This is a genomic window from uncultured Oxalicibacterium sp., assembly GCF_913776015.1.
Classification (GTDB): domain Bacteria; phylum Pseudomonadota; class Gammaproteobacteria; order Burkholderiales; family Burkholderiaceae_D; genus Oxalicibacterium.
Genome location: NZ_CAJYMD010000041.1, coordinates 77,830 through 95,364, shown reverse-complemented (window position 1 = coordinate 95,364; position 17,535 = coordinate 77,830). Strand labels below are relative to the sequence as shown.

The following is a 17,535-nucleotide window of genomic DNA, read 5'->3' as shown; positions in this document are numbered from 1 at the left end:
AATTGCTGAGTGGAAATTGCTTTACAGTTTGCAAGCCATGCGGCACGATTTGAAGCAATGTTTCATCAAGGCACGCTAATTATCAGTTTTTAAACGCTTTTGCTGCGTCTTGTTCGCGCAATCGAGCTTGGAAGTTTCGACAAGGCAAAAGGCGTCACGTTCCATCCACAGACGAAATCCCGGGAGAATTGGCTTGGCCATCGATTTTGGCGCCTTGTTTGGTCGGAAAAATCCGCCCATGATTGGCCTTGATATCAGTAGTTCGGGGATCAAACTCGTTGAACTCGTGGAGTCCGGCAGGAACGAACTCCGTCTCGAATGCTATGCCTCGGAACCGCTGCCGCGTGGCGCAGTGGTAGATGGCAATATTGAAAACATCGATCAGGTTTCCGATGCCATCGCCCGCGCCTGGAAGAAAAGTGGCACGCGCGCCAAGCTGGCGGCGATGGGCATGCCGCCAGCATCCGTCATTACCAAAAAGATCATCCTGCCAAGTCATTTGTCGGAAGAAGGGCTGGAGTTGCAGGTTGAAACGGAAGCCAGTCAGTACATTCCCTTTGCATTGGATGAAGTGCGTCTTGATTTCGATGTGATCGGTCCGCTCGAGAGTTCGCCGGACGACATGGAAGTCATGCTCGCAGCTACGCGCAAGGAAAAGGTCGAAGACCGTGTTGCGGTTGCAGAAGCGGCCGGGCTGAAACCGACGGTGATGGATATCGAGTCGTATGCAGCGCGTGCTGCCATCAATCGTGTCGTGCGGCAGAAAAAGACCGACGGTCAGATTCTCGGACTGTTTCAGATCGGTACCAATGTCACGCATATGTCCATTCTGCAGGATGGGCAACTGATCTACGAACGCGAACAGCCGTTCGGCGGCCATCAACTGACACAGGACATCGTGCGCAACTACGGTTTCTCCTATGAAGAGGCCGAGATCAAGAAACGCACGGGCGATCTGCCTGAAGGTTATCAGGCAGAGATTCTTGAGCCCTTTCTCGAAAATGCGGCCCTCGAAATCACGCGAGCCATTCAGTTCTTCTTCACCTCCACGCCATACAGTCGTATTGATCAGCTTTTCCTGGCAGGCGGTTGCGCCAACATTCCGGGATTGGTCGAGATGATTGCCAACCGTACGCGCATTTCGACATCGGTGGTCAGCCCGTTTGCCGGTATGCAGCTCGGTCCCAATGTGCGTGAAAAGCAGTTACGTGCGGAGGCACCTGCCTATCTGGTTGCCTGCGGCCTGGCTCTGCGGAGGTTCGATCAATGATCAAGATCAATCTGCTGCCACACCGCGAAGAAAAGCGGCGCCTGCGCAAGCAGGCATTTGTTGCACTGATGCTGTTTAGTGCCCTGGCCGGCGTGTTGATCGTGGCGATCGGTGGCGGCTATTTCGGCAACAAGCTATCGAATCAGGAAGAGCGCAATCAGTTCATCAAGTCTGAAAATGATCGCCTCGATGTGCAGATCAAAGAGGTTTCCAACCTCAAGCAGGAAATCGAAGCCTTGAAGGCGCGCCAGCAAGCGGTCGAGGATTTGCAGAGCGACCGCAATCAGCCCGTTTATCTGCTCGACGAGTTGGCGCAGCAGGTACCGGAAGGCGTGTACCTCAAGTCGTTCCAGCAGGAGGGGCAGCGCGTGAAGTTGAATGGCATTGCGCAATCCAACGAGCGTGTCTCGGAGTTGCTGCGCAATCTGGGAAATCGTTCTGCGTGGCTGGAAAAACCGGACCTCATCGAAATTCGGTCGATTGGTATCGGCCAGGGCAAGGATGCCAAACGCGTTTTCGATTTCATCGTCAATGTCGATATTCGTCGTCCGCGTGACATCGAGGCGGCTTCTGCCGGTGCGGCAATCGCACCGGTGCCGGCTGCGCGTCCTTGATGAAAGATTGATCATGGCAGATTTGAAAAACATCGGCGAAAACATCAGCGCGCAATTCCGCGGACTGAACGGTTTGCATCCAGGGCAGTGGCCGTTGATTCCGCGTGCCTTGTGCGCGGTTGGGGCGGCACTCGCGGTTGTGGCGGTGGGCTGGTTTTTGTACTGGAGCGATCAGATGGACAGCATCGATCGTGCAGTGGCAGAAGAAACCACGTTACGCGAGGCGTACAAAATGAAGGTCCAGCAGGCGGTGAATCTGGGTGCGCTGCGCAAGCAGAAAGAACAGGTCAATCAATACGTCTCGACGCTGGAGAAACAACTGCCGAGCAAGGCCGAGATGGATGCCTTGTTATCGGATATTAATCAGGCCGGTCTCGGACGCGGACTGCAGTTTCAGTTGTTCAAGCCGGGTCAGGTTGTCGTGCGTGATTACTATGCCGAACTGCCGATCAACATCAAGGTCACGGGCAGTTACCACGATGTCGGTGCTTTCACGAGTGATATCGCCAATCTGCCGCGTATCGTCACGCTGAACAAACTCAATCTGGTGGCTGGCAAGGACAACGTCCTGACCTTGGATGCTGTGGCCAAGACTTTCCGCTATCTGGATGATGAAGAAATCGCCGCACAGCGCAAGGCCGAAGCCGACAAGAAAAAGGGAGGTCGTCAATGAGCTTCCGATTGTTGTCAGTCCTGGTGCCGATACTCTTATTGGCGGGATGTGGTGATAACGGCACGGATGAGGTGCGTCAGTGGATGGACAAGACCCGGGCAGAAAGCCGTGTCTTTGTGAAGCCATTGTCGGAGCCGAAGAAATTTGCGCCTTTTACCTATGACGCCAAGGGCAGAGAAGAACCCTTCAGCCCGAACAAGCTGGCCATTGCCTTGGCCAAGACGGGCAAGAGTAGTGGCGTGCAGCCGAATTTTGATCGTCGTCGCGATCCTCTCGAAAGTTACCCGCTCGACACCTTAAGCATGGTCGGTACGCTGGCCAAGCCAGGATTGACCTATGCCTTGATCCAGGTCGATAAGATGATTTATCAGGTCAAGGTCGGCAGCTATCTGGGGCAGAACATGGGGCGTGTGACCAATATCACCGAAAACGAAGTGCAGTTGAAGGAAACGGTTCAGGATGCGTCCGGCGAATGGGTCGAACGCGAGGCCACGCTAGAGTTGCAGGAGACGCAAAAATGATGGCGCATCACCAGAAATATTCCCGCATGGACGCATTTTTTTGCGGCATGCGCCGTGCGATGGTCGTGATGTGTTGCGCCATGATCGGCAGCGCCGCATATGCGGCCTCCAACGAGATTCAGTCGATTACATCGCAGCAGCAGGGCACGAATGTTGTCGTCAAGATCGGTCTCAAGAATCCGGTGACGACACCACCGATTGGTTTTTCTGTCACCAGCCCGGCACGAATTGCGCTGGACTTTGCCGATACTGCAAATGGCACAGGCAAGGGATTGCAGGACATTGGCCTGGGCGATGTGCGTAATGTGAATGTGGTGCAGGCAGGTGAGCGTTCGCGTCTGGTATTCAATCTGATGAAGTCGCTCAACTATGCGACTGCGGTCGATGGCAACGCGGTCATCGTGACGATTCAGGGCTCAGGTGGTCCGGCGACGCCACTTAACGCATCGGGTTTGCCGGTGACGCCACCGGCTGCACCGATCGTCGCGACCCGACCGGCTTTGCGTGATATCGATTTCCGTCGCGGCAATGATGGCGAGGGGCGTGTCATTGTCGATCTGCCGGGTAATCAGATTCCTGTCGATGTACGCCAGGTTGGCAAGAAAATCGAAGTGGATTTCGCTAAGGCTGATTTGCCACAAATCCTGCGTCGCCGTCTTGATGTCGCCGATTTTGGTACGCCCGTTACCGCCATCACCACGCAGCAGCAAGGCGATAACGTACGTATGGTGATCGAGCCCAAGGGGGCGTGGGAACACAGTGCCTATCAGAGCGATTCGCAACTGGTGATTGAGGTCAAGCCGATACGCGAAGAGCCAAACCGTCTGGGTGGCGGCAAACAGAATTACAAAGGCGAAAAACTTTCGCTGAATTTCCAGAACGTGGATGTGCGTGCCGTGTTGCAAGTGATTGCAGATTTCACCGGGCTCAACATCATCACCAGCGATACGGTCAGCGGCAATCTCACCTTGCGTCTTAAAGACGTACCATGGGATCAGGCGCTCGATATCGTCATGCAAGCCAAAGGTCTGGATATGCGTCGCAACGGTTCGGTACTGTGGATTGCACCGCGTGACGAATTGTTGACGAAGGAAAAGCTCGAACTCGAACAACGTTCGCAGATTGCTGAGTTGGAGCCGCTGCGCACCGAAACCTTCCAGCTCAATTATCAGAAAGCGGAATCCTTCAAACAGGTATTCGGTATCGATGGGGCCAATCGCAGCATTTTGAGCAAGCGCGGCAGTGCCGTGGTTGATCCGCGGACCAATCAATTGTTCGTGACCGATATTCCTTCAAAGCTGGAAGAGATTCGCGCACTCGTGCAAAAAACGGATATTGCAAGCCGCCAGGTCATGATTGAAGCGCGTATCGTCGAAGCAACCGATACATTCAGTCGAAATCTGGGCGCCAAGCTGGCTTTCGGATCCACCAGCACGAATTACACTTTGGGTGGTAACCAGTCTGCGCCTAATACAAGCGGTACGTTGCCGACGGTTGGTAATAGCTCAGTCAGTCTGCCAGCCGCTGCCATCAGCGGCAATGCCGCTGGTACGGTTGCATTGACACTGTTCAATGCCGCGGCGACGCGATTCATTGGTTTGGAATTGTCAGCGCTTGAAGCGGATGGAAAGGGCAAAATCATTTCCAGTCCGCGTGTAATTACGGCTGATCAATTAAAAGCGCTGATCGAGCAAGGTGAAGAACTGCCGTATCAGCAAGCCACGAGCAGTGGCGCAACTAGCATTTCTTTCCGCAAGGCAAACTTAAAGTTGGAAGTCACTCCACAAATCACGCCGGATGGTAATGTCATTCTGGATGTGGATGTGACAAAAGACAGTGTTGGACGTACCACGCCTGCCGGTTTTGCGATCGACACCAAGCATGCGAAAACACAGGTGTTGATCGAAAATGGCGGCACCGTTGTCATTGGCGGCATTTTCGTGCAGACAGAAAATGATACGGTATCCAAAGTGCCGGTTCTGGGTGATGTGCCAGTACTCGGGAATTTGTTCAAAACGACTGGGAAAGTCAGCAACAAGACAGAATTGCTGATCTTCCTGACGCCTAAAATCCTGAACGACAAGGTAGCAATCAGGTAGGATGCGGGGTGTAGCGACGCCATGTTGGCGTGCATCTGGCTGGAAAGAATACGGTAGTGGCGGGAAACATTTTTCTGGTCGGCCTGATGGGGGCCGGCAAAACGACAGCTGGCAAGGCGCTTGCCAAGAAGCTCAACAAGCGCTTCATCGATTCCGATCATGAGATCGAGGCACGAACCGGTGCGACGATTCCGCTGATTTTTGAAATCGAAGGCGAGGAAAGTTTTCGTCGCCGTGAAGCCGAAGTCATCCGTGACTTGACTGCGCAGGATGGCATTGTGCTGGCGACCGGCGGCGGTGCCGTACTGAACGCTGAAAGCCGTGCCTATCTGAAATCGCGCGGTACAGTGATTTATCTTCGTGCCAGCGTGCATAGCCTGTTGCAACGCACCAGCCATGACAAGAATCGTCCCTTGCTGCAAAAGGGCGATCCGCGCAAGACGCTTGAAGAACTGACCCGCAAGCGCGACCCGCTGTATCGTGAAGTGGCGCACTTCATCGTCGATACCGGGCGTCCTAACGTACAATTCCTGATGCACGCGATTCTGTCGCAACTAGGGCCCGAGCACGGTGCCGTCGTTGCCGGTGCTTCTGAAAATAAAACTGCGGATTCCGCAAGCAATGCCATGATGCCTCCACCTTCCAAATCCCAGGTTCTGCAAGTCGATCTTGGGGACCGCAGCTATCCGATTACGATCGGCCAATCCCTGCTCGACAATCCCGAGATCGTTGCCGCGAAGATCCCTGGTTCTCGCGTGGCAATCGTCACCAATACCGTGGTAGCGCCTCTGTATCTGGAACAACTGAACTTCACGCTGGCGGCTGCCGGCAAGAAGGTGACGACAGTTGTGCTGCCCGATGGCGAGGAAGAAAAAAACTGGGAAAACCTGATGAAGGTCTTCGATGTGCTGCTGTCTGAGAAATGCGATCGCAAGACCACGCTGATCGCGCTTGGTGGTGGTGTCATCGGTGACATGACGGGTTTTGCTGCTGCCGCTTACATGCGCGGTGTGCCTTTTGTGCAGATCCCGACCACGCTGCTGTCGCAGGTCGATTCGTCAGTCGGCGGCAAGACGGGCATCAACCATCCGCTCGGCAAGAACATGATCGGTGCGTTTTATCAGCCGCAAGCCGTGATTGCCGATACGCTCACGCTCAACACGCTGCCTGATCGCGAACTGTCGGCAGGTTTGTCTGAAGTCATCAAGCATGGTGCGATCATCGATGCACCATTCTTTGACTGGATCGAAACAAACATGGGCAAGTTGCGCGCGCGTGATCCAGAGGCCTTGGCTTACGCGATCCGTCGCTCGTGCGAAATCAAGGCAGATGTGGTGCGGCAAGATGAGCGTGAAGGCGGCTTGCGTGCCATCCTCAATTTTGGTCACACCTTCGGTCATGCCATCGAAGCCGGCATGGGTTACGGTGTCTGGTTGCATGGCGAAGCCGTGGGCTGCGGTATGGTGATGGCGGCCGACATGTCGCATCGCCTAGGCTTCATTGATATGGCGACACGGGATCGCATTGCGGCGGTCGTCAAGGATGCGGGCTTGCCAACCGTTGCGCCGAACCTTGGCAACGAACGTTGGCTTGAGTTGATGGAAGTGGACAAGAAAAACGAAGGCGGGCAGATCAAGTTCATCCTGCTGCAACCTCTTGGTAAAACCGTCATCATGCCAGTGCCGCAGGATATCCTGTTGCAAACACTGGCAGCCTGCACGAGTTGAATCAAGGAGCGGACCGGATGGATATCGAAGCGCATCTCGCCTCCTATGCGGCCCGTTCCGATCAATCTGCCGGTCGTCGCTACGACGAGCCGTCACCTTCTTCGCGTACCGAATTCCAGCGCGACCGCGACCGCATCATTCATTCGGCGGCATTTCGCCGGCTTGAATACAAGACGCAAGTCTTCGTCAATCACGAAGGTGATCTGTTCCGCACGCGCCTCACGCACAGCATCGAGGTCGCACAGATTGCGCGTTCGATTGCGCGTAATCTGCATCTCAACGAAGATTTGGTGGAAGCGATTTCGCTCGCTCATGATCTCGGACATACCCCTTTCGGACATGCCGGCCAGGATGCGCTGAACGCCTGCATGCAGGATTACGGCGGCTTCGAGCACAACCTACAAAGCTTGCGAACCGTCGATGCGCTTGAGCAGCGTTACGGCGCTTTCGATGGCCTCAACCTCACGTTTGAAACACGCGAAGGCATCCTCAAGCATTGCTCGCTCAAGAATGCGCGCAAGCTCGGTGATGTCGGTTTGCGTTTCATTGAAAAGCAGCAGCCTTCGCTGGAGGCCCAGCTTGCCAACCTCGCCGATGAAATCGCCTACAACAATCACGATATCGACGATGGCTTGCGTTCGGGTTTGCTGACGACAACGCAACTCGACGAGATCGATTTCTATGCGCGCCATCGCGATGAAGTCGAGCTTGCCTATCCGGGTATCACCGGACGCCGCGCGATCAATGAAACCATACGACGCATGATCAACGCGCTGATCGTCGATTTGATCGATACCTCGCGGCGGCGGATTGTCGACGCGGGCGTTGTCACCTTGAGTGATGTTCGGAATGCGCCGCAACTCATCGCCTTTTCTGATCACATGCAGGTCGAGGCATCTTTGCTCAAGCGCTTCCTGCGCGAGAATCTGTACCGGCACTATCAGGTCAATCGTATGACGAGCAAGGCGCGGCGTATCGTTACAGAACTGTTCGATGCCTTCATGGAAGAGCCGATGCTCTTGCCGCCGGATTATCAGGTGACGATTACCGATGATGCGGAAAAAACACGCCACTCCCAGGCGCGACAGATTGCCGATTACATTGCTGGCATGACGGATCGCTACGCGATCCGTGAGCATAAGCGGTTGTTCCTCATCGACGAAATGTAAGCCCGCAATGGGTTTGCAGGAGTAGATCGGATGTTGTCAGCGCAATTCGCGCAGCGGATGTGCACTTCGCGGCCATGCCGGTTCAAAGAAGTGTTCGACCATTTCGGACGTGACTTTTTCGAATGAAGAAGGATTCCACTTCGGCTGTTGATCCTTGTCGATGGCGAGTGCACGAATCCCTTCAATGACTTCCCCATGTTCAAAACAGCGCCGCACCATCGTGCGCTCCATGCGCAGGCAATCAGCCAGTGCCATGTTTGCCGAGCGACGTATCTGCTCCAGTGCGACGTGCACGAGCAGCGGCGAACGCTGGTGCAGATTGTTCAGCGTCTTCTTCGCGAAATCACTCTCGTCTTCCGCCAGCGACGCAACAATCGCAGGCACAGTGCCGTATGCAAAGTGGCGGTCGATCGCGTCGCGATGTTTGGCCAGCAAACTTTCATCAGGTCGTAACTGTGCCTTGAATGGCGCAGCAAAATTGTTGATCGCATCGCGATAATTACCAACGCTAACGTTTTCGAGCATAGTCAACAAATCAGGCAAAGCCTTGCGTGGCACGAAAACATCCGCAAGGTCGGCATAGAGCGCTTCCGCTGCGCCGATGATCTCGCCCGTCAGCCCGAGATAGGTACCAAGTTTTCCAGGTAAGCGTGACAGGAAATAGCCTCCTCCCACATCGGGAAACAATCCAATTTTTACTTCCGGCATCGCCATGCGCGTGCGTTCCGTCACGATGCGAATACGATTTGCTGCACTACTTTGCGAAATGCCCATGCCGCCGCCCATCACGATGCCATCGAGTAGCGCGATATAAGGTTTCGGGTAGTGATGAATCAGGTGGTTGAGCGCGTATTCCTCAGTGAAAAAATCTTCGAGCAAGGCACTACCACCCGTAACGCCGGCAGTGGCGACATCATGGAAAAAATGAATGTCGCCTCCTGCGCAAAAAGCCTTGGGCGTACTTGAGTCAATGACGACGGCATGAATGGTTTCATCGCTTTGCCATTCATGTAATTTTTCAGCGAGCGTACGTACCATGCCTAGTGAGAGGGAATTCATGGCGTCCGGGCGATTCAGCGTGAAGCGGGCTAGATGGCGATGCGTGGTAGAGAGAATCTCGTTTTGCATAACGGCGTGTTGGTGAAATGTGGCGTATCTTGCTACCGTTCGGTGGCGCAAAAATGCCGTTCATCGGATGGGAGATGGCATTGTAATGGCATTGCCATAGAGTAATTGCAGCCAAGCTATTACTCCCATTATGTCTTTTTCTTTCTCATATAAGCGCCGCACAGATCTGGGCTTCACCTTGGTGGAAGTCATGATTGTGGTGGCGATTGTCGGCATCCTAGCCGCCGTAGTTATCCCTAGTTACTCCGATTACGTCAGGCGTAGTGCGTTAAATGAGGGCTTTTCGGCGCTGTCTCAGGCGCGTGTTGCCCTTGAACAGTTCTACCAAAGCAATCGTAGCTATGGAACCGCGGGGCAGGCATCGCCGTGCGGGCACGACGGTACCGCAAATCGCATCGTCTTCGGCACCGAGAGCCCGCATTTTACCGTTACGTGTGCGCTCGCCGGGGGAGGTAACCAAGCCTATCTGCTGACAGCAACCGGTTCATCCGGGAATGCCACTGGACATACTTATACGTTGAATAACAATAATGTCAAAGGAACGACTCTTTTCAAAGGAACGACTGCCGCGAAGTCTTGTTGGTTGATCAAAGGGGGCGAGTGTTGAAGTTCCGATTCATCATTCGTTTGCAGCGAGGTTTTACACTCGTTGAAATGATGGTTGTGGTTGCCATCATGGCAGTCTTGTTAGGGGTCGCAGCTCCAAGTTTCCAGACGTTCGTTGCTAACGCAAAAATTCGTTCCGTCGCCGAAAACATTCAAGCGGGCTTGATGCTTGCAAAGAGCGAAGCATTACGCCGTAACGAAAACATTTCGTTCTGGCTTGTCGATGGTTTAGGGGCAACGTGTGCACGCAGCAGTTCGGGGAATACTTGGGTCGTCAGTTTCGACAATCCAACGGAGGCGTGTGGCAGTACGCCGTCGGACACGGTGAGCCCTCGTTTAATTCAGACTGGGCCACCCATATCCGATACGCAAGGTGTCACGGTTGCGGCCGTCAATAGTGACGCGCCAGCAGTGGCGGCCAGTTGCGTCACCTTTAATGGATTTGGTCGGGTGCTGACAAATTGCACAGGTGGGACAACGCGCATGGCACGGGTTGCGATTTCATCGACAACGCAAGCCGCAACGACACGCGCCTTGGATGTCCGTATTGATAATGGCGGAGGTGTGCGTTTGTGCGATCCCGCCAAGACTGGCGTGGCGGGGTGCTAATAATGAAGACGCCAAAAATATCGGAGCAGCGACCACACAAGTATGGTCATGGTTTTGCCATGATCGAAGTGCTGGTTGCCGTCTTGTTATTCATGCTTGGCATTTTGGCCTTGGTTGGGTTGAATGCCACGATGAATAAGAATGTCACGCAGGCCAAGTTGCGGGGCGAAGCATCGTTTCTTGCGAACGAGTTGATCGGGCGTATGTGGGCAGATACGCCAAATCTTGCGAAGTATGTTGTTACTGATGCCGCATGCAGTGATACGAGTTATGCCAACTGTACCCAGTGGGTGGCAAAAGTGCAGCACGCCTTGCCCAGTGGGAGAGCCACTGTCGAGTTGGCTGGCAGCACAATCGATATCACCTTGAACTGGGCTATGCCCGGGGAAGCTCCCAGCGCGCTACAGGTCTCCACCAATATCAATCCGTAGGCAATCATGATGAAACGTGCTTACGGATTTTCTCTTGTCGAAATCATGATTGCCATCGTGATTGGTATGGTGACGCTACTTGCTGTCACGCAAATGATGGCCTCTTCAGCGGCACAGCGACAATCGGCAACGGCCGGGGCAGATTCCACCATCAATGCCGCTCTAGGTTTGTATAGTATCGAGCGCGACGGCAAGAATGCAGGTTACATCATAGGCAGCGTACGATCGATACTCGGTTGCCAGGTGCGAGCGATTCGTGGTGGCACGAGTCGCAATTTCAGCTTGTTGCCAGTGCAGATTGCAGATGGCGCAAGCGGTGTCCCGGATACCATTCAATTCCTTGCCGGGAACAAAAGTGGAATAGCGTTGCCGACGCGCGTCGCTGCCGATCATGCGCAAGCGGCCAGCAATTTTTATGTTGATTCTGATGTCGGCATGCAGGCCGGTGATCTGGTGATTGCTGCGACGGCAGCGCTTGATACAACGGCTACACCATCACGCTGGTGTACCTTGTTGGCCGTAACGCAACCACCATCCGGTGCCGCAACCAATATGGTGTGGCATGAAACAAGCAATGCGTGGAATCCCAGCACATCCATCATGCCAGCGACGGGGTATGTGGTTGGTGACTATCTCATCAATGTCGGATCCCTCTCAGATCAAACCTACAGCATCAATTCGTCCAATCATCTGCAAGTTGTGACATACGACTGGGTGGCAAATCAATCGGTTACGCAAGACTTGCAATCCAATATTGTGCAATTGCAGGCGGTGTATGGCATGGATACCAATGCAGACGGCGTTGTCGATCGATGGACTGCTGATGCACCGGCCAGCCCGACAATCTGGCAGCAGATTCGTGTGATTCGTGTAGCAGTCGTTGCACGCAGCACGCAAAGAGAGTCGGCAATCGTCACGCTCGATGGTGCAGCGGATGCCTCTACTTGTGCAAGCACGACGCCACATCCCGCCGCATTGTGCTGGCGCCCTGATCCTGGCGGCGATGGTGTCAAGATCGATGTAAATATCAACAACGCCAATCCCGATTGGCAGCATTATCGCTATACCGTCATGGAAACGACGATTCCATTACGCAACGTGATCTGGCAGCAATGAAGAGGGCAGCCATGGCACAACATCTCAATACATCCTTTCCCACGCTGTTTCGGCAACGTGGTGTGTCGTTAATCGTCGTCATGCTTGCATTGGTCGTCATGGCAGTCGGCGCGATCGGCATGATTCGCATGGTCGATACCAGTTCTCTGGTGGCGGGTAATCTGGCCTTCAGGCAAAGCACGACGATTTCGACAGATGCCTCTGCCGAACGAGCAATTCTCTGGATTCGTAACGCGACTGATCTCACTCTCGATAGTGAAAGTGCAGGCTATTACGCGACCAATCTCAGTACTCTCGACGTCACAGGAAAATCGACGTCGAGCACGCGTGTTCTGATTGATTGGAATGGCGATTCCTGCGCTTATGCGACAGCGGGAACTTATGCTTCTTGCAAACGCCCTTCTGAGGAAAATGAGTCTGATGGTTACAAGACTCGCTATCTGATTACGCGTATGTGCAAGACGACGGGGAGTGTCAATGCATCAGGAAATGGATGCGCCAAACCGGTGGCCTTGAGTTCACAAAGTACCAGCAAAGGCAGTCTCGATTATGCGAGCGCTGGCGTCTCGGCAAAATCCGCGTTGCCCTACTACCGTATCATCGTGCGTTCGGTAGGTCCGCGCAATGCCGTCAGCTTTACCGAAACCTACGTGCATTTCTATCCCCTTTAATCGGCCACTATCATGACCGTCCTGATCTCACCAACAAAATCATTGCGTCGCGTTGCCTGCGTATGTTTGATGCTGGTTCCTCTCGTTGCCGGTTCAGCCGTGACCGATATTGCCAATGCGCCGTTGGCAAATGGCTTGAGCAGCAATAACACGGTCAAGCCCAATATTGCATTCATTGTTGATGATTCCGGCTCCATGAATTTTGACGACATGCCAAATGATAGTGAGGAAGACAACACGAGCAGAATTGGAAATCGGGGAAATCGATGTTTCGGGTGGAGCAAGTACAACACGCTATTTTACGATCCTACTTTTACGTACAAGCCTCCTTTCAAAATTGGTGGGGCTGTGTATTCCGATGGCGTGACCCGTTATCCCAATGCCAATTTTTCTGCAGCCCTTAAAGATGGCTACTTTGGCTCTGGTGGTTATACGTTGGCTGGAAGTTCGTCCAGCAATACGGCCCAAAATCTGGGCACGTTGACCAATCTCACAACTGGCGCAGTGGCATGTGTTACGCCTCCTCTTGCGAGAGCAACCATCACCGTTTCTGGGACTGGTAACACTAGTGTGAATAACGTTCAGGTGGGTGGCGTAACGATTACCTCGGGGGCGACTTCTGCCAATAACAATGTAAATACAGTTGCCAGTCGGCTGGCTAACGCGATTACTGCAAATGGCTACTCCGCCACGGCAAGCGGGGCAGTGGTCACCATCACAGCACCTTCAAGTACGGTCACTGCGACACCCGTGATCAGCAAAAATGGCAGTATGAATTTTGCGGCTTCTGCATTCGCGAGTTCCGGGCCATCGGAATGTGCCACTAGCCCCAGCAAATATTATTATTCGACGCATAAAACGTCGACGACCTCAAACACATGCGACGATGATTCTGAATACAACATCGTTGTAGATCCCAACCAAATCGCAGGACCTGCAGATCCCGCCACAGGCATACGGACTGCAACGCAAGTTGAAGCTGCCAAAACAAACTATGCGAATTGGTATAGCTACTATCGTAAACGCGGCATGATTTTAAAGGCTGCGGTTGGTGAGGCATTCAAAGACCTGGATGAAAGCAAATATCGCGTCGGGTTATTTTTCATCAATAGCATTGACGTGGGAGTAGGGACTCGCAACAACGATTTTAAGATTGCGGATTTCAGCGGAACGACCAGCGGGACACAACGTTTCGACTGGTATAGCAAGCTTTATGCTGGCAGAGCAAATGGCGGAACGCCATTGAGGGGCGCTGTCTCAAGGGTTGGCAGGATGTATGCGGGTCAGATCAGTGGCTGGGATCCGGTTCAATATTCCTGTCAGCAGAATTTTGCAATTCTGTCGACCGACGGCTTTTGGACATCGGCGGGTGAGGGCGATAATTATGGTCCGAAGCAAGTCAATGGCTCTTCGAATGTGGGTAATACAGATGCGGCTGGGACGGCTGCTGTGCCAGCCAAAGCCACTATCGATGTCAGCAACGACAACCGGAATGGTGCAATCGCTCAGATCACAGTCGGCGGACTGAATTTGATGGCAAGTGCAAGCTCCCCAACTACTAGCAGTTCTTCTGTGGCAAGCAGGGTAGCAGCACTGATCAATCAGAATGGATTTTCCGCTACGTCTTCTAATCGCCGCATTACCGTAACGGCCCCTACTAGTCAGCCAGAACTGAGGTCTACACCTCTAGTTGTGAATGGACTCAGTGGCACTGTCAAAACGTATTCTGCGAGCGCATTTTCCGGTTATGTTGCAAGCACCACGGGTGCGCCATTGCCTTATACAGACAACCTGGGGCAATCCAATACATTGGCAGATGTAAGTTATTACTTCTATCAAACAGATCTTAGAACTGCGGAGCTAAGCAATTGCAGTAACACAATCGGTTCAACCAGCTATACCAATCTTTGTGACAATAATGTGCGAGGTAGCGGTCGAGATCAGAATCCCAAGCAGCATCTCACCACTTTTACAGTGGGGTTGGGCGTGAGCGGAACGGTGCAATACCAAAGCGATTATGAAACAGCTGCGGAAGTGCCTGGGCAGACGACTTATTTCAATATAAAAAACGGGACGGCAAATTGGCCGGCCGTCAGCGCAAGCAACGATAACGACATAAGAAAGATTGATGATCTGTGGCATACCGCGGTGAATGGACGCGGTACGTATTACAGCGCATCGAACGCGAACACACTGCGAGCAGGTTTGCAGTCTGCGCTTGCAAGTGTTCAGGCCCAAACTGGCTCTTCGGCGGCGGCTGCAACGTCGAGTCAGCAACCAGTTGCTGGCGATAATTTCGCCTATGTCGCCTTATATCGCACGTTGAAGTGGGATGGCGATCTGCAAGCCTATGCCATTGATCCCAATACCGGTAGCAAGACGGGTGGTGTGCTCTGGTCAGCGAAAGAGCGACTCGATGCTCAGGTTGCGGAAGCTACGTCTGGCGAGGGACGTTCAATTAAGTATTTCAGTAGCGGGGAATTGACCAAGCTAAAAGATTTCACTTATGCAAACCTGACGACAGATGGATTGCAGGCCAACTTCAATAATCTTTGCAACAAGACACCATTGATTGCGCAATGTGCGACAAATAGCGGTTTTAGCGACGCCCAGAAGGCAACGATGAATTCGGGTTCCAACCTAGTCAACTATTTGCGTGGCAATGCCACCTACGAGGACGAGACATCGAACGCAACAGTCGCAAACCGTCTGTACCGTGGTCGTGAGCACGTGCTCGGCGATATCGTCAACTCGGAACCCGTCTACGTGAAGAAGGCTCCCTTTCCTTACGACAAATACGATTTGACATACGGAACATTCAAAACGAATTCCGCTGGGCGTTTAGCAACGGTTTATACAGCGGGCAACGATGGCATGTTGCATGCCTTCAAAGCGGGTGCGGCAAGCGGAACAGATGGTACGGAAGGTCAGGAGCGGTGGGCCTATGTGCCACGCCTCGTCATGTCGAATATGTGGCAACTGGCCAATAGCGCGTATGGTGACAATCACCGTTATTACGTAGATGGTTCGCCGACCCTCGCCGATATTTGTACCTCGCTCGCTACAGCGGATGCTGGCTTATGTGCTAACACGGATAGTTGGAAGACGATTCTGGTGGGCGGACTCAATAAGGGCGGGTGTGGTTACTATGCGCTGGATGTAACGAATCCTTCGGCGCCTAAAGGACTCTGGGAATTTACCAATGCCAATCTCGGTTACAGCTTCGGCAAACCGATTGTGACCAAAAACAAAAACGGTCGTTGGATCGTGCTGATTGCATCGGGGTACAACAATTATTCGAACAATGGTTGTGGCAGTACCGGCGACGGTAACGGTCACTTGTTTGTTCTTGATGCGGCGACCGGCGATCTTCTTGATGACATTCCAACGTACACCACTGGCACCACGCCGGCCGGCACGCCCAGTTCGCCGAGCGGTCTGGCTTATCTGAATGCATGGGTGGAGGATCCGGAGCGCCCCATTGCCAAGCGCGCGTACGCTGGCGATTTGCTGGGAAATGTATGGCGGTTTGATTTTGATCTTAATTACGGGACGGAGAAGAAAGCTTATCTCATGGCGACATTGCAGGATGGCGCCTCAACGCCGAATCGGCAACCAATCACCACTCGCCTTGAGCTGGCCTCTGTCACTTCAGCGGGAACGACCTATCCCTTGGTGCTTGTCGGCTCTGGGAAATATCTTGGTGATAGTGATCTCTCGGATACGAAACAACAATCTCTGTATGGTTTGAAGGATAACTTGAGCAGTACGACCTTGAATGTGCGTGACGGTACGCTCAAGTCGCGCACGTTCACCGAGGTAGCAGGGACCACTGGTGGTGCATTGGATGGCCGAACGATTCGCAAAATTACAGGAGATACGCTGGACTGGAGTACCGACAACGGTTGGTATTTTGATTTCAATCCCTCCAATTTGTCACCGGGAGAGCGTCTCAATATACAAATGTCGCTGGATTCGAGCATTTTGACATTCGCGACGAACGTGCCTTCAGCCAATGCATGCAATGTCGGTGGTTATGCATATCTATACTCTGTTGATGTCAATAATGGTAAGGCTCTGGCAAATGCGATAGAGGGGGCCGCTGGTGTGAAACTGGTAGGCAATGCGTTGGTCGCCGGCATTCGTACAATCACGCTGCCTTCCGGCAAAAAAGTTGTGCTGATTACGGATACCGCGGGTGGATTGAGTAGTGATGCCTTACCGTCGAGCGGTGATGGCATCGTTGGTACTGCCCGTCGCACCAGTTGGCGAGAAATCATCGATTGATACGGACAGGTTTGCAGTGTCAGGTGTGCGCTCCATAAAATCTTCGACGTGGCTATGTGCGGGCATCGTTTTACTTTTGCATGCGTTATTGCTCAGCTCTCTGTGGTTCGATGGCAAGCCGGCTGCAGCACGTTTGGCGGCACCTGTAGTCGAAGTGATGTTGGCGCCGCCCGCAGCAAATAGCGAGGCATCGAGCAGTAGGGCGGAAGCAGAATCCTCAGATTCCTCTGTTTCTGCCAAAATTGGTCAGGACGCGCCTCATGACGATGTCGTGCTGAACGCTACACCGCCTGATTTTTTTTCGGCGCGCGAATTGGATGAGCGACCCTATCCGCAACAACCGGTTGTGGTGCCTTATCCAGAGTCAGCACTCGGTAAGCCTCATGGCAGCGTTGTTCTCCTTTTGCATGTTGACGCACGAGGACGTGTGCAGCAAGTATCGATTGTTCAGTCGGATGTGCCGTCCGCATTTGAGCAAGCTGCGGTGAATGCCTTTTCTGAGGCCGTCATGGTCCCGGGATCGCGCCATGGTCAGGCGGTAGGGGCCGCAATGAAGATTGCTGTTGATTTTGGACAGCCTTAAGGGCAGGCTGAAATCAAAAAAGGACGCCGCA

15 protein-coding genes are annotated in these 17,535 nt (G+C 53.3%); 14 read left to right on the top strand and 1 reads right to left on the bottom strand.

What is annotated here, in order from left to right; all coding sequences use genetic code 11:
• Positions 1–193: 193 nt before the first annotated feature.
• The 7 genes from QZ725_RS07010 to QZ725_RS06980 are packed head-to-tail and all read left to right on the top strand — an operon-like array spanning position 194 to position 8,073.
• Positions 194–1,270 carry a pilus assembly protein PilM gene (locus tag QZ725_RS07010; protein ID WP_293777798.1) on the top strand — a complete coding sequence of 359 codons (1,077 nt, stop codon included), beginning with the start codon at positions 194–196 and terminating at the stop codon, positions 1,268–1,270.
• Positions 1,267–1,884 carry a PilN domain-containing protein gene (locus tag QZ725_RS07005; RefSeq protein ID WP_293777796.1) on the top strand — a complete coding sequence of 206 codons (618 nt, stop codon included), beginning with the start codon at positions 1,267–1,269 and terminating at the stop codon, positions 1,882–1,884. The genes QZ725_RS07010 and QZ725_RS07005 overlap by 4 nt, the downstream gene beginning before the upstream one ends.
• 13 nt (positions 1,885–1,897) lie before the next feature.
• Positions 1,898–2,557: a type 4a pilus biogenesis protein PilO gene (locus QZ725_RS07000; protein WP_293777794.1), complete on the top strand. Its 660-nt coding sequence runs from the start codon at positions 1,898–1,900 to the stop codon at positions 2,555–2,557.
• Positions 2,554–3,078, top strand: a complete 525-nt coding sequence (locus tag QZ725_RS06995) for a pilus assembly protein PilP (RefSeq protein WP_293777791.1) — start codon at positions 2,554–2,556, stop codon at positions 3,076–3,078. The genes QZ725_RS07000 and QZ725_RS06995 overlap by 4 nt, the downstream gene beginning before the upstream one ends.
• 59 nt (positions 3,079–3,137) lie before the next feature.
• Entirely contained in the window at positions 3,138–5,177 is a 2,040-nt protein-coding gene (locus QZ725_RS06990) for a type IV pilus secretin PilQ family protein (protein ID WP_293777915.1), read from the top strand.
• 56 nt (positions 5,178–5,233) lie between these two features.
• Positions 5,234–6,904 (top strand): bifunctional shikimate kinase/3-dehydroquinate synthase AroKB, encoded by a 1,671-nt coding sequence (aroKB, locus tag QZ725_RS06985; RefSeq protein WP_293777788.1) that lies wholly within the window; start codon positions 5,234–5,236, stop codon positions 6,902–6,904.
• Positions 6,905–6,921: 17 nt separating this feature from the next.
• Complete coding sequence (locus QZ725_RS06980) at positions 6,922–8,073, top strand: deoxyguanosinetriphosphate triphosphohydrolase (RefSeq protein WP_293777785.1); 1,152 nt, start codon at positions 6,922–6,924, stop codon at positions 8,071–8,073.
• A 36-nt stretch (positions 8,074–8,109) separates the two neighbouring features.
• Here the strand turns inward: QZ725_RS06980 and QZ725_RS06975 are convergent, their stop codons facing one another.
• Entirely contained in the window at positions 8,110–9,201 is a 1,092-nt protein-coding gene (locus QZ725_RS06975; RefSeq protein WP_293777782.1) for an enoyl-CoA hydratase/isomerase family protein, read from the bottom strand.
• Positions 9,202–9,331: 130 nt separating this feature from the next.
• On the opposite strand from QZ725_RS06975, the gene QZ725_RS06970 reads away from it, so the two are divergent.
• From QZ725_RS06970 to QZ725_RS06940, 7 genes are read left to right on the top strand one after another with little or no spacing between them, the layout of a single operon-like run.
• A complete protein-coding gene (locus tag QZ725_RS06970) occupies positions 9,332–9,808 on the top strand; it encodes a type IV pilin protein (protein WP_293777780.1) in 477 nt (158 codons plus the stop codon).
• On the top strand, positions 9,805–10,416 hold the full coding sequence (locus tag QZ725_RS06965; protein ID WP_293777778.1) for a GspH/FimT family pseudopilin: 612 nt from the start codon (positions 9,805–9,807) through the stop codon (positions 10,414–10,416). The genes QZ725_RS06970 and QZ725_RS06965 overlap by 4 nt, the downstream gene beginning before the upstream one ends.
• A gap of 59 nt (positions 10,417–10,475) precedes the next feature.
• Positions 10,476–10,847 carry a pilus assembly protein PilV gene (locus QZ725_RS06960; protein ID WP_293777775.1) on the top strand — a complete coding sequence of 124 codons (372 nt, stop codon included), beginning with the start codon at positions 10,476–10,478 and terminating at the stop codon, positions 10,845–10,847.
• Positions 10,848–10,856: 9 nt separating this feature from the next.
• Positions 10,857–11,963: a PilW family protein gene (locus QZ725_RS06955; protein ID WP_293777772.1), complete on the top strand. Its 1,107-nt coding sequence runs from the start codon at positions 10,857–10,859 to the stop codon at positions 11,961–11,963.
• Positions 11,964–11,974: 11 nt separating this feature from the next.
• Positions 11,975–12,634: a hypothetical protein gene (locus tag QZ725_RS06950; RefSeq protein WP_293777769.1), complete on the top strand. Its 660-nt coding sequence runs from the start codon at positions 11,975–11,977 to the stop codon at positions 12,632–12,634.
• A 12-nt stretch (positions 12,635–12,646) separates the two neighbouring features.
• Positions 12,647–16,921 carry a PilC/PilY family type IV pilus protein gene (locus tag QZ725_RS06945; RefSeq protein WP_293777766.1) on the top strand — a complete coding sequence of 1,425 codons (4,275 nt, stop codon included), beginning with the start codon at positions 12,647–12,649 and terminating at the stop codon, positions 16,919–16,921.
• Entirely contained in the window at positions 16,869–17,504 is a 636-nt protein-coding gene (locus QZ725_RS06940; RefSeq protein ID WP_293777763.1) for an energy transducer TonB, read from the top strand. The genes QZ725_RS06945 and QZ725_RS06940 overlap by 53 nt, the downstream gene beginning before the upstream one ends.
• Positions 17,505–17,535: the final 31 nt, after the last annotated feature.

What these genes read in the sequence shown, in the direction of transcription:
- QZ725_RS06975 (WP_293777782.1), bottom strand. Translation starts at nt 9,201, where the DNA reads ATGCAAAACGAGATTCTCTCTACCACGCATCGCCATCTAGCCCGCTTC.
- QZ725_RS06950 (WP_293777769.1), top strand. Translation starts at nt 11,975, where the DNA reads ATGGCACAACATCTCAATACATCCTTTCCCACGCTGTTTCGGCAACGT.
- QZ725_RS06955 (WP_293777772.1), top strand. Translation starts at nt 10,857, where the DNA reads ATGAAACGTGCTTACGGATTTTCTCTTGTCGAAATCATGATTGCCATC.
- QZ725_RS07005 (WP_293777796.1), top strand. Translation starts at nt 1,267, where the DNA reads ATGATCAAGATCAATCTGCTGCCACACCGCGAAGAAAAGCGGCGCCTG.
- QZ725_RS07000 (WP_293777794.1), top strand. Translation starts at nt 1,898, where the DNA reads ATGGCAGATTTGAAAAACATCGGCGAAAACATCAGCGCGCAATTCCGC.
- QZ725_RS06970 (WP_293777780.1), top strand. Translation starts at nt 9,332, where the DNA reads ATGTCTTTTTCTTTCTCATATAAGCGCCGCACAGATCTGGGCTTCACC.
- QZ725_RS06945 (WP_293777766.1), top strand. Translation starts at nt 12,647, where the DNA reads ATGACCGTCCTGATCTCACCAACAAAATCATTGCGTCGCGTTGCCTGC.
- QZ725_RS06960 (WP_293777775.1), top strand. Translation starts at nt 10,476, where the DNA reads ATGATCGAAGTGCTGGTTGCCGTCTTGTTATTCATGCTTGGCATTTTG.
- QZ725_RS06990 (WP_293777915.1), top strand. Translation starts at nt 3,138, where the DNA reads ATGGTCGTGATGTGTTGCGCCATGATCGGCAGCGCCGCATATGCGGCC.
- QZ725_RS06980 (WP_293777785.1), top strand. Translation starts at nt 6,922, where the DNA reads ATGGATATCGAAGCGCATCTCGCCTCCTATGCGGCCCGTTCCGATCAA.
- QZ725_RS06995 (WP_293777791.1), top strand. Translation starts at nt 2,554, where the DNA reads ATGAGCTTCCGATTGTTGTCAGTCCTGGTGCCGATACTCTTATTGGCG.
- QZ725_RS06940 (WP_293777763.1), top strand. Translation starts at nt 16,869, where the DNA reads ATGGCATCGTTGGTACTGCCCGTCGCACCAGTTGGCGAGAAATCATCG.